This window comes from Neobacillus drentensis, assembly GCF_036965645.1.
GTDB lineage: Bacteria > Bacillota > Bacilli > Bacillales > Cytobacillaceae > Neobacillus > Neobacillus drentensis_D.
The window spans coordinates 54,023-66,071 of sequence record NZ_JBALPZ010000032.1; the positions used below are offsets into that span (position 1 = coordinate 54,023).

The window sequence follows — 12,049 nt, forward strand, 5'->3', positions numbered from 1 at the left end:
CCTTCATGGTAGTCTCAATATTAAGATGGGTGATAAGGAGAACGTTTATTCATATGAAAAAATTTCTAAACTGTTTGAGCATGAAGACGGTAATAGCCAGTTTCAATTTTTCTTGATAGAAAAGGGATGACAATTTCAATGGCAGTCATTAGTTTATTAAGGTCAATACCTGTAGCAATTCCCATTCGTTCAAGCATATAGACAACGTCCTCTGTAGCAGCATTGCCTGCCGCACCAGGCGCAAAGGGACAACCGCCTAAGCCGCCGGCGGAAGTATCAAACCGATCAATTCCTGCTTGAAGGGCAGCTAGAATATTCGCCAGAGCAAGTTTGCGTGTATCATGAAAATGGGCCGTTAGGAGGGTTTCAGTGAATTTGGCTTTTAGCTGCGAAAAAAGGGTAAAGGATTCAAGTGGTGCAGCCATTCCAATCGTGTCAGCTACACTTAATTCATCAACACCTGCAAGAACAAATTCATGACAAAGCTCTAATGTATCTTTCTCACTGATTTTTCCTTCATAAGGACAATAAAAAGCAGTAGAAATACAGGCACGGACAAAATAATTCTTATCTTTTAATTCTCGGATAATCGGCTTTAATTCCTCCATACTATCCCGGGTTGTTTTATTGATATTCTTGAGATTAAAGCTATTGCTGACACCGACAAATACGGCAACTGCCTGACAATTAGTCGAATAAACCCGTTCAATTCCACGGCGATTAGGGGCAAGAACGATGTTTCTCGATTTATCATCAAAACAGTCAGCCGTAATTTCAGCAGCATCTGCCATTTGCGGCACCCATTTCGGTGATACGAACGAAGTCAACTCCATTTCCTTAAGTCCAGCATCCCTCAAACTGCTAATAAATTGTTTTTTAATGTCAGTTGGAACTAATAACTTCTCATTTTGAAGCCCATCGCGAGGACCCACTTCGATAATAGTCACTTTTTTAGGTAAATTTAACATCATTTTCCCCCTCCGCTGTTCATATTTTCATTGTAGCGGGGGAAAATTCTGAAAATCAAGAGTTAATGAAATTTTGACAAAATCAGAGGAATTTTTTGACTAAAAGTAGAAGTAATAAATGTCAGGGAGTTGTGATTCTTTAGTGAAACATTAATTTAAAGGGAGAGAGAAAGGATGAAAAAAATTTGCACGTCCTTCCAGGATGCAGTTGCCGAGATTCAGGATGGGGCAACATTGATGGTTGGTGGATTTGGTTTATGCGGAATCCCAGAAAATTTGATTTTAGCTTTAGCAGAAAAAGGCGTAAAGGACTTAACCGTCATTTCAAATAACTGCGGAATCGATGAATGGGGGCTAGGCTTACTATTAAATAATAAGCAAATAAAAAAAATGATCGGTTCTTATGTTGGAGAAAATAAGGAGTTTGAGAGACAGGTTTTAACCGGTGAACTGGAAGTTGAGTTAACCCCGCAAGGAACATTGGCAGAAAAAATACGAGCCGGCGGTGCCGGGATTCCAGCCTTTTATACTCCAGCAGGGGTTGGGACACCAATTGCTGAGGGTAAAGAAACAAAGGTGTATAATGGTCGAGAATATCTTTTAGAGGAAGCACTGACAGCTGATTTTAGTCTTGTAAGGGCATGGAAAGGAGATAAGATGGGAAATCTCGTTTACCACAAAACTGCCCGAAACTTTAATCCGATGATTGCAGCTGCCGGGAAAGTAACGATCGCAGAAGTGGAAGCGCTTTACGAAATAGGTGAATTAGATCCTAATTTTATTCATACACCAAGTATTTATGTTCAAACCATCATTGAAGGGAAACAGGAAAAACGAATTGAAAGATTAACCGTAAAAAAGTAGAGTGGGGGAAGGGAGTTAATAGCGATGGCAAATGATAAAGCCAATGTCAGAGAAAGAATTGCAATTAGAGCAGAAAAGGAAATAGAAAATGGCTTTTATGTAAACCTTGGAATCGGAATGCCAACCTTGGTGGCGAATTATATTTCAGAGAACAAACAGGTGGTTCTACAATCGGAAAACGGTCTTCTAGGTATCGGACCTTACCCAAGTGAAGAAGACGTGGATCCGGATTTAATTAATGCAGGGAAAGAGACGGTTACAGCCATCAACGGGGCAGCTTATTTCGATAGTGCAGAATCGTTTGCCATGATTCGTGGGGGACATGTCAATTTGGCTATTCTAGGAGGAATGGAAGTATCGGAAACGGGGGATTTAGCAAACTGGATGATTCCAGGGAAAATGATTAAAGGAATGGGAGGCGCAATGGACCTTGTCCACGGGGCCCAGAAAATCATCGTCATTATGGAACATGTTAATAAAAAAGGTGAATCAAAGATATTAAAGAAATGCACCTTGCCGCTAACCGGAAAAGGGGTAGTAAACCGAATTATCACGGAGCGGGCGGTGATGGATGTGACGGATACCGGATTAAGACTAGTGGAAGTGGCAAGCGGGTATACAGTTGAAGAGGTTGTTCATTCGACCGAGGCCGGCTTGCTGGTAGATGAAAATGTTAAAGTAGAGGCTTATTAATAGTCAAAGCAGGCTGAGAAAAGCTCAGCCTGTTTTTTTATACTTAGTACGTTTTTTGAAGTGGTATAATAGAATCGGATTTTAATTATGGAGGCGTTTAGAATGAAAAAACAAAAAAGACAAACCAATCAATCTAAACCAAAAAAGGAAGATAAAGCAGTAACACTCAAAGATTTGATTAATCCGGACTTAATGAAGCAGCTAAAAGAGCAGCAGGATCAGCTTAAGGCTGAAGAAGATAGAAAAAAGGCAGAAGAAGAACGAAGAAAACGAGAAGAACGAAGATTAAAAGAAAAAAATAAATCGTTTGAGGAACTGCTAAACGAGAGTGGTATGAACTGGAAGGAATTTAAATAAACAGGGGAGCGAATGCTCTCCTGTTTATCTGTGTTCTTTATAAATGCTAGGCTTTGTAACCTCTTTAATGATCGACACTTCCTCTTTGGTCAGAGGGTTACTTCTTATCGCAGCAGCATTACTTCTAATCTGTTCCGGGCTGCTTGCTCCGGCAACAACGGAGGCAACAGCTGGATTTGCCAAATTATATTGTAGAGCAACTTCTGTAAATGACCGAGCAAAAGCAACGTTTTCTTTTAATCCAGGCAAAACTTCTGATAATTCTTCGTAACTGTAATCCAAATAGCCTTTTTCAGATGCTTTGCCGAGCAGCTTATCGCTTAGCAGCCCTTTAGCAAGCGGCCCGCGTGTTACAACGCTGACCCCGTGTTCATGTAAAAGTGGTAAAGCTTCTTCTTCTGGCCGTCGGTCTAAAATGCTGTATTGCATCATAACGGACACGATGCTAGATTTTTTTATATATTCTCGGATGACATTTGGTCGAATAGATGAGATGCCATAGTGACGAATAAATCCTTCTGCTTTTAATTCTTCAAATGCTTCAATGGTTTCATCAATAGGGTCATCAATGGTTCCGCCATGTAGTTGATATAAATCAATGTAGTCAGTCCCTAGACGTATTAAACTATTTTTTACTTCTTCTTTAATATAGGCTTTAGAAGGATCCCATGTCCAGCCAGTTTGAGCCGAATTCCAGCGGTTTCCCACCTTTGTTGCAAGAATTACCTGCTCCCGGACGGGTTTTAAGGCCTTTCCGATCATTCTTTCATTTTCGCCAAAATCATAAAGATCAGCCGTATCAAAAAAATTAATCCCTTCTTCAAGTGCGGCTTCGATGATACTTCTAGCGGCCTTTTCCTCTGTGCCGATGGACATGCATCCGAGCCCTAATTCGGTAACGTACAAATCAGAGTGACCTAGTTTTCGTTTCTTCATAAATAAAACCCCCTGCTCCTTTCTTACAATATTAATAAAGAAAAGGGCAGACTACAAATGGAAGCTACTTTTTTTGCGAAACATCTTGAACCCATTCGTTAACGTAAACATAGTCCTTGTTATACTCCTTCAATTTCTGCACAATTTCCCAGGCTTTGCCGACAAGAATAATTCCCAGTTCGTGGGTATACACCTTCATTACCATACTCCTCCAATTAAAGTATGGTAAGATGTATACGTATATTTTTACGGAATAGAACAGGAGTTGACGTCAATGGACAACCTAACAGAAAAAACAATTAAGAGTGAAGAAATATTTTCTGGAAAAATCATCAGCCTTCATTTACAAGATGTGGAGCTGCCAAATGGAAAGCATTCGAAGCGTGAAATCATCAAACACCCAGGGGCTGTAGCGATTATAGCTGTTACCCACGAAAATAAAGTGGTTATGGTGGAACAATATCGGAAAGCATTAGAAAGAACGATTGTGGAAATTCCTGCTGGTAAACTCGAAAAAGGAGAAGAGCCTGAAATCTGTGCACGCCGAGAATTAGAGGAAGAAACTGGTTATGAGTGCAGCAGTCTGGAACTATTAACATCTTTCTATACATCCCCTGGTTTTGCAGATGAAATTGTCCATGTTTATGTGGCAAAAGGGCTAACAAAAAAAGAGGATGCGGCGGCTCTTGACGAAGATGAGTTTGTTAATCTTGAGGAATTAACTCTTGAAGAAGCGTTAGGATATGTAAAAGAACAAAAGATTTTTGATGCGAAAACAATATTTGCAGTTCAATATTTACAATTACAAGAGGCGTTGAGACATAAATGAACCGCTATTATGTAGATTTGCACATTCATATTGGCCGGACTTGGACAGGAAAGCCGGTTAAAATCACGGGTGCGAAATCACTAACATTTACGAATATTATTGAACATGCCCGACATGAAAAGGGACTTAATATGGTGGGGATCATAGACAGCCATTCACCCGAAGTCATTTTGGAGATGGAAAGTCTTATCCAAAGCGGGGAGATCAGTGAACATCCAGATGGTGGTTTGACGTTTGGCGATTTAACCGTGATTCCCGGTTCTGAATTGGAAATTTATGATGAACAGTCCAATGGTCCCATTCATTTGCTTATGTTTTTTCCCAATCTAACCATTATGCGCGAGTTCTCTACCTGGCTTACGGGCCATTTGAAAAATATCCAACTGAGTTCTCAACGCATATATGTAACAGGCCTTGTATTACAAAAGAAGGTCAAGGACTTAGGGGGCATTTTCATTCCAGCCCATGTGTTTACTCCATTTAAAAGTTTATATGGAAAAGGGGTTAATAAGTCACTAACAGAGGTATTAGATCCAGATTTAATTGATGGGATTGAACTGGGGTTAAGCTCAGACACACAGATGGCAGACCAATTAGGGGAGCTGCACAAATATACGTTTGTAACCAACTCGGATGCCCACTCGCTGGCAAAAATAGCTCGAGAGTATCAAGTAATTTCGATGAAAGAGCCGACATTTTTAGAGTTGCAGAGAGCGTTAAAAGGAGAAGATGGCCGCCATATCATTGCCAATTATGGTCTTGATCCCTTATTGGGTAAATATCATAAAACTGTCTGTGCAGAATGTCTAAATCCATTAGCTGTGGACGCTCAACTCTGTAATCTTTGCGGAAATAATAAAATCATTAAAGGGGTGGCAGATCGAATCCTGGAGTTGAAGACGGCAGATAAAAGTCCGGCTGGGCGCCCGCCATATATTCATCAAGTACCGCTGGAGTTCATTCCAGGGTTAGGTCCGCGTTTGTTGGAAAAGTTGGTCAATCATTTTGGCAGTGAAATGGCCATTTTGCATGAAGTCCCATTTGAGGCTTTAATCGAAGTGGTGCCCGCTAAGATAGCTGATCTTATTATGAAAGCAAGAGAAGGTAATATAAACCTTGCAGCCGGTGGTGGCGGTAAGTATGGAAAAATTTCCGAATAAAAAATCCTGGCAGGTGAGTTTTGCCGGGATTTTTTAGTTACTTGTTCCTGCCTCATGTTTGTAATCTATTAAAATATTTCTCGTCATAGAAAAGCTAGACTGGCATAAACTTTAATAACCGACCATTAGTAGTAGGAGGAAATTAAAGATGAAAAAACGATTGTACCAGTCAGATGCAGCAAGTTATTTTCGTGAACATTCCTCAATCTTTTTATTTATTGTTGTCTTATTTTTCATGGGGGTCATTTTCGGAGCGATTGTCGTAAATAGCATGAGCATTACCCAAAAGGAAGATTTATACTATTATTTATCGCAATTTTTTGGCCAAGTTTCCGATGGAACGGTAACCGAGGACAACGATTTATTTTTGCAAAGCTTTTTTCACAATAGTAAATTCATTGGACTTATGTGGATTCTAGGAATCTCCATTATTGGCCTTCCTATTATATTAATACTTCTATTCCTAAAGGGGATGGTTGTAGGTTTTACGGTGGGATTTTTAGTTAGTCAGATGGGCTGGAAAGGCTTTCTGTTAGCCTTTGCATCCATTCTTCCTCAGAATCTAATTATCATTCCTGTGTTTATATTGATGTCAGCATTCTCAGTCATTTTCTCAATGAGGATGATTAAACGGCAATTTATGAAGAAATATGCACAGCCCATCATGCCATTTTTTAAACGTTATATTGTTGCCTTAATCGCAGCCGTATTATTCATTTCGGCTGCTTCGGGAGTAGAAGCGTATTTGTCTCCTTGGTTAATGAAAAGCATTATAAGTTCTGTTACATTAAAATGATTACTAGTTAATATTAGTTATTGTATCTTATTTATAATAATTTTATTTTGAATCTCTTTGCCCATCTGTTATAATGGAAACTAACAGTGGCGAGGGAGGGCCTTCAGGATGGAAACTAGAATTGAGAGAATTAAGAAACAGTTGCATTCAGCGAGTTATAAATTAACTCCTCAGCGTGAAGCAACCGTTCGAGTTTTGTTAGAAAATGAAGAGGATCATTTAAGTGCAGAAGATGTGTACCTCCTCGTAAAGGAAAAATCGCCTGAGATTGGTTTAGCAACTGTTTATCGAACATTGGAATTACTTACGGAATTAAAAATTGTCGATAAAATAAATTTTGGTGATGGAGTCTCACGGTATGATCTTCGTCAGGAAGGTGCAGCCCATTTTCACCATCATCTTGTATGTATTGAATGCGGTGCTGTTGATGAAATTCAAGAGGATTTACTAGAAGATGTAGAAGCCGTTGTTGAGCGCAGATGGAATTTTAAAATAAAAGACCATCGATTAACCTTTCATGGTATCTGTCACCGCTGCTTGGATAAAGATAAGGAAGAGCAAACGGAATAAAATGAAATTGAAAGTCCATTTCAATGAAAAGGACTTTTTTCTTTTGTCTTAAATACAGCAGGTATATATTTTGTCCATTTTGGCATACCCTCTTAATAGTAATAAGTATTGGGGGATGTTAGATGGTCTCTTTTCTTAAAGTGGCGCTGCAGACATTAAAGGTATTTATCATTTTCACCGGGTGCACGATACTCTTTTATTATGGTATGATTTGGGTATCTGAAGAATATCAAAATTATCATCGCTATGATGAACCGGAAGGATCGGCTCTAAAGGTATCAAACGCAGTGAAAGAAGACAGTTCATCTGTTTTAGACCGATTGATGTTGTTTTATTTAAATGGGGAGTAATCGTGATGGAAAACCAGTTAAAAGCTTTTTTGGATTACTTAATAGTAGAAAAGGGTTTGGCTAAGAATACGATTATTTCGTATGAACGTGATTTAAAGAGCTACCTTCATTATCTAAAAAGTGTGGAAGTAATCCAATCCTTAAATGAGATTCAGCGTATTCAAATTATCCATTTTTTAAATTATTTAAAGGACCAAGGGAAGTCCTCAAAAACGTTGGCAAGACATATTGCCTCTATTCGGGCGTTTCATCAGTTTTTATTGAGAGAAAAGGCAGCAGACCAAGATCCCTCTGTTTTAATAGATACGCCTAAACTTGAACGTGCACTTCCTAAGATTTTGAGCATAGTTGAAGTAGAAAAACTGCTAAATACGCCTGACCCAAATGACCACTTTGGCCTAAGAGACAAGGCCATGCTAGAGCTCCTATATGCAACAGGAATTCGTGTAAGTGAATTAATAGCTTTAGAAATAGAAGATGTTCATTTAACACTCGGATTTATCCGGTGTATTGGAACGGGAAAGAGGGAGCGGATTATTCCAATCGGAAAAACTGCTTTAGCAGCAATCAAGCAATATCTTGAAACTGGCAGACCTCATTTTGTTACGGAGAAACACAAGGCTGATGCATTGTTCTTAAATCATCAAGGGCACCAGTTAACAAGACAGGGTTTTTGGAAAATATTAAAAAAACTTGCCCAACAGGCAGGGATTGATAAAGAGCTTACCCCGCATACCCTTCGCCATTCTTTTGCTGCACACTTGATTGAAAATGGTGCCGATTTAAGAGCCGTTCAAGAAATGTTGGGACATGCCGATATTTCTACTACGCAAATATATACCAATGTTTCGAAATCAAGAATCAGGGATGTTTATAGTAAATTTCATCCACGAGCTTAATAGAATACTAGTCTAAACTCCATTCATTCAAGTGAAAAAAGTCGTCAACAATTTTGGCGGCTTTTTTCTTGTGTTTTTAGAAACTTAGAGTAAAATATAGATGTCAGACTTCTGACGAATAAATTAATTAATCACTTTCATAAACCTATTTTTATGCGGACAACCTATTAGTGTCTAATTTTTAGTTGCAAACGTTTTCTATGCCAAGGAGGTAGTAGTGTATGACTGCAAATACATACAAACGAATTTTTATTATCGTAATGGATTCTGTTGGGATCGGCGAAGCACCGGATGCTGAGAAGTTTGGAGACAAAGGTGCAGATACATATGGTCATATTGCCGAAAGGATGAACGGTCTGAATATGCCTAATATGGGCAAATTAGGGTTAAGCAATATTCGTGAAATAAAAGGAATCACCAAAGCGGAAAAGCCATTGGCTTATTATACAAAAATGATGGAGGCATCCAATGGGAAAGATACCATGACAGGGCATTGGGAAATTATGGGTCTGAATATACAAACGCCTTTCCAAGTGTTCCCAGAAGGCTTTCCGGATGAGCTTGTAAGAGAATTAGAAAAACGAACAGGCCGAAAAATAATTGGGAATAAACCTGCAAGTGGAACGGAAATATTAGATGAGCTTGGTGAGGAGCATATGAAAACAGGGGCATTAATTGTTTATACTTCAGCAGATTCCGTTCTCCAAATTGCTGCACATGAAGAAATTGTCCCACTTGAAGAGTTATATAACATTTGTAAAATTGCTCGTGAACTGACATTAGATGAAAAATACATGGTTGGACGCGTAATTGCCCGGCCATTTCTGGGTGAACCAGGAAGCTTTAAGCGAACGCCAAATCGTCATGATTATGCCTTAAAACCATTTGATAGAACCGTCATGAGTGAGTTAAAGGATGCAGGATTTGATGTAATTGCAATTGGAAAGATATCAGATATCTACGATGGTGAAGGAGTCACAAAGTCTCTTAGAACGGTATCCAATATGGATGGGATGGATAAACTTGTCGAATCCTTCGAAATGGACTTTACAGGAATAAGCTTTTTAAATTTGGTTGATTTTGATGCATTATATGGCCATCGACGTGATCCAGAGGGGTATGGAAAGGCACTAGAGGAATACGATGCCCGCCTGCCTGAAGTGTTTGCTAAGATGAAGGATGATGATTTATTAATGATCACAGCGGACCATGGAAACGATCCTGTTGCTGAAGGAACAGATCATACACGTGAATATGTCCCATTACTTGTCTATTCTAAGAGTATGAATGGCGGGCAGGAACTACCGTTAAGGGAAACATTCGCTGACCTTGGTGCTACAGTTGCTGACAACTTCAATGTTAAGATGCCTAACTATGGCAAAAGCTTCTTACATGAATTGAAATAAGGAGAGAATAAAAATGAATATTCAAAATGCCGCTCAATTTTTAAAAGGGAAATATCAGACAACGCCAAAAGTAGGTCTTATTTTAGGTTCCGGTCTTGGTGTCTTAGCGGATGAAATAGAGAATGCAGTTAAGATACCTTACAATCAAATTCCTGATTTTCCTATTTCAACGGTAGAGGGCCATGCTGGACAACTGGTGTTCGGACAATTAAATGGTGTCGAGGTTGTGGCGATGCAAGGAAGATTTCATTTTTATGAAGGCTACAGCATGGATAAAGTGACATTCCCCGTTCGTGTTATGAAAGAAATGGGTGTCGAAATGTTAATTGTCACGAACGCTGCAGGTGGAGTAAATGAAAGCTTTTCACCAGGTGATTTAATGATCATCACAGATCATATTAATAATATGGGAACGAATCCGTTAGTAGGTCCAAATGATTCTAATTTAGGTGTTCGTTTCCCTGATCTATCTGAAGCCTATTCTAAAGAATTGAGAAGGATGGCTAGAGATATTGCCGACCGATTAAACCTAAACGTCAAAGAAGGTATATACTTTGGAAACCCTGGTCCGGTTTATGAAACGCCGGCAGAAATCCGAATGGTTCGTATTTTAGGTGGAGATGCGGTAGGGATGTCCACTGTTCCTGAGGTCATTGTGGCTCGTCACAGTGGGATGAAAGTTCTTGGGATATCCTGTATTTCTAACATGGCAGCAGGTATCCTTGATCAGCCTTTAACCCATGATGAAGTGATTGAAACAACTGAAAAAGTGAAAGCGGACTTCCTTTTATATATTAAAGAAATTGTCAAAGGAATTGGCCAGTAATCAATTTAATTCCGCTAAGTAAGACCCCAAAATGATATTAAAAAGATGTGGTGATATTGAATGAGAATGGTTGACTTAATAGAGAAAAAGAGAGACGGGCAAGAATTATCAACTGAGGAAATAAAATTTATCATAGAAGGTTACACAGATGGTTCGATTCCCGATTATCAGGTAAGTGCTTTAACAATGGCTATTTATTTCAGAGGCATGACAGAAAAGGAAAGAGCAGATTTAACCATGGCAATGGTTCAGTCGGGTGACCAAATCAATTTATCACAAATTGAAGGGATTAAGGTCGATAAGCATTCTACTGGTGGAGTTGGTGATACAACCACCCTTGTTCTAGGCCCGCTGGTAGCTGCCGTCGGTGTGCCGATTGCAAAAATGTCCGGCCGTGGTCTAGGTCACACTGGTGGAACCATCGATAAATTAGAAGCAGTTAAAGGCTTTCATGTTGAGATTGAAAATGAGGAATTTATTGATTTAGTCAATAAAAATAAAATTGCTGTTATTGGACAGAGCGGAAACTTAACCCCCGCTGACAAGAAGCTATATGCATTAAGGGATGTTACGGCAACTGTCGATAGTATTCCGTTAATTGCAAGCTCCATCATGAGTAAAAAAATTGCCGCAGGGGCCGATGCGATTGTACTAGATGTTAAAACAGGTGCCGGTGCCTTTATGAAAACGCTGGATGATTCAAAGGAATTAGCAAAGGCAATGGTGCGGATTGGAAATAATGTGGGCAGGAGGACAATGGCTGTTATTTCTGATATGAGCCAGCCGCTTGGATATGCAATCGGAAATGCCCTTGAAGTAAAAGAAGCGATTGATACCCTAAAAGGAGAGGGTCCTCAAGATTTAACAGAACTGTGTCTTACACTAGGAAGTCATATGGTTTACTTGGCCGAAAAAGCCAACACATTAGAAGAGGCACGTCAAAAGCTCGAAAATGCGATAAAGGATGGTTCTGCATTAGAAAAATTAAAGGTTTTCTTGAGTTCCCAGGGTGGAGATGCCTCAATCGTCGATAATCCTGCAAAATTGCCGCAGGCAAAATATACATTTGAACTTGAGGCAAAAGAAGATGGCTATGTAGCTGAAATAGTAGCTGATGAAGTTGGAACTGCAGCTATGATCCTCGGTGCGGGGAGAGCAACAAAAGAATCTACGATTGATCTAGCTGTTGGTCTTGTTTTACGGAAGAAAATCGGCGACAAAGTGAAAAAAGGGGAATCCCTCGTTACAATTTACAGTAACTATGAAAAAGTGGACGAAGTAAAAGACAAGCTTTATGAAAACATTAAGATTACTTCTGAAAAGATAGAAGCTCCAATTCTTATTCATGGCGAAATAACAGAATAAAAACGGGCAGGGTGACAGGCACCATGTGAA

15 protein-coding genes are annotated in these 12,049 nt (G+C 39.4%); 12 read left to right on the top strand and 3 right to left on the bottom strand.

The window, feature by feature from the left end:
* Positions 1-65 precede the first annotated feature (65 nt).
* Positions 66-971 carry a hydroxymethylglutaryl-CoA lyase gene (locus V7266_RS05930; RefSeq protein WP_335466619.1) on the bottom strand — a complete coding sequence of 302 codons (906 nt, stop codon included), beginning with the start codon at positions 969-971 and terminating at the stop codon, positions 66-68.
* Between the two features lie 171 nt (positions 972-1,142).
* Here V7266_RS05930 and V7266_RS05935 point away from each other — a divergent pair, with 171 nt between their 5' ends.
* From V7266_RS05935 to V7266_RS05945, 3 genes are all read left to right on the top strand, one after another.
* Entirely contained in the window at positions 1,143-1,832 is a 690-nt protein-coding gene (locus V7266_RS05935; protein ID WP_335466621.1) for a CoA transferase subunit A, read from the top strand.
* Between the two features lie 24 nt (positions 1,833-1,856).
* Positions 1,857-2,525 carry a 3-oxoacid CoA-transferase subunit B gene (locus V7266_RS05940; protein WP_335466623.1) on the top strand — a complete coding sequence of 223 codons (669 nt, stop codon included), beginning with the start codon at positions 1,857-1,859 and terminating at the stop codon, positions 2,523-2,525.
* 102 nt (positions 2,526-2,627) lie between these two features.
* Positions 2,628-2,882, top strand: a complete 255-nt coding sequence (locus tag V7266_RS05945) for a YqkE family protein (RefSeq protein ID WP_335466625.1) — start codon at positions 2,628-2,630, stop codon at positions 2,880-2,882.
* A gap of 24 nt (positions 2,883-2,906) precedes the next feature.
* On the opposite strand, the gene V7266_RS05950 is transcribed toward V7266_RS05945, so the two are convergent.
* Positions 2,907-3,818, bottom strand: coding sequence for an aldo/keto reductase (locus V7266_RS05950; RefSeq protein WP_335466626.1), 912 nt, complete (start codon positions 3,816-3,818; stop codon positions 2,907-2,909).
* Positions 3,819-3,882: 64 nt separating this feature from the next.
* On the bottom strand, positions 3,883-4,017 hold the full coding sequence (mciZ, locus tag V7266_RS05955) for a Z-ring formation inhibitor MciZ (protein ID WP_335466628.1): 135 nt from the start codon (positions 4,015-4,017) through the stop codon (positions 3,883-3,885).
* Positions 4,018-4,092: 75 nt separating this feature from the next.
* Between mciZ and V7266_RS05960 the strand changes: the two genes are divergently transcribed.
* From V7266_RS05960 to V7266_RS06000, 9 genes are all read left to right on the top strand, one after another.
* A complete protein-coding gene (locus V7266_RS05960; protein ID WP_335466630.1) occupies positions 4,093-4,647 on the top strand; it encodes an NUDIX hydrolase in 555 nt (184 codons plus the stop codon).
* Positions 4,644-5,807, top strand: coding sequence for an endonuclease Q family protein (locus tag V7266_RS05965; protein WP_335466632.1), 1,164 nt, complete (start codon positions 4,644-4,646; stop codon positions 5,805-5,807). Before V7266_RS05960 ends, V7266_RS05965 begins: the two co-directional genes overlap by 4 nt.
* Positions 5,808-5,955: 148 nt before the next feature.
* Positions 5,956-6,603 (top strand): stage II sporulation protein M, encoded by a 648-nt coding sequence (gene spoIIM / locus V7266_RS05970; RefSeq protein ID WP_335466634.1) that lies wholly within the window; start codon positions 5,956-5,958, stop codon positions 6,601-6,603.
* Positions 6,604-6,711: 108 nt separating this feature from the next.
* Complete coding sequence (gene fur / locus V7266_RS05975; protein WP_335466635.1) at positions 6,712-7,173, top strand: ferric iron uptake transcriptional regulator; 462 nt, start codon at positions 6,712-6,714, stop codon at positions 7,171-7,173.
* Positions 7,174-7,295: 122 nt separating this feature from the next.
* A complete protein-coding gene (locus V7266_RS05980) occupies positions 7,296-7,523 on the top strand; it encodes a YqzK family protein (protein ID WP_335466637.1) in 228 nt (75 codons plus the stop codon).
* 5 nt (positions 7,524-7,528) lie between these two features.
* The gene (gene xerD, locus V7266_RS05985) at positions 7,529-8,422 is read left to right on the top strand and encodes a site-specific tyrosine recombinase XerD (RefSeq protein ID WP_335466639.1); all 894 of its coding nucleotides are present in this window, start codon (positions 7,529-7,531) and stop codon (positions 8,420-8,422) included.
* 221 nt (positions 8,423-8,643) lie between these two features.
* Positions 8,644-9,828 carry a phosphopentomutase gene (gene deoB / locus V7266_RS05990; RefSeq protein WP_335466641.1) on the top strand — a complete coding sequence of 395 codons (1,185 nt, stop codon included), beginning with the start codon at positions 8,644-8,646 and terminating at the stop codon, positions 9,826-9,828.
* 13 nt (positions 9,829-9,841) lie between these two features.
* A complete protein-coding gene (locus V7266_RS05995; protein ID WP_335466642.1) occupies positions 9,842-10,654 on the top strand; it encodes a purine-nucleoside phosphorylase in 813 nt (270 codons plus the stop codon).
* Between the two features lie 60 nt (positions 10,655-10,714).
* Positions 10,715-12,019 (top strand): pyrimidine-nucleoside phosphorylase, encoded by a 1,305-nt coding sequence (locus tag V7266_RS06000; RefSeq protein WP_335466644.1) that lies wholly within the window; start codon positions 10,715-10,717, stop codon positions 12,017-12,019.
* Positions 12,020-12,049: the final 30 nt, after the last annotated feature.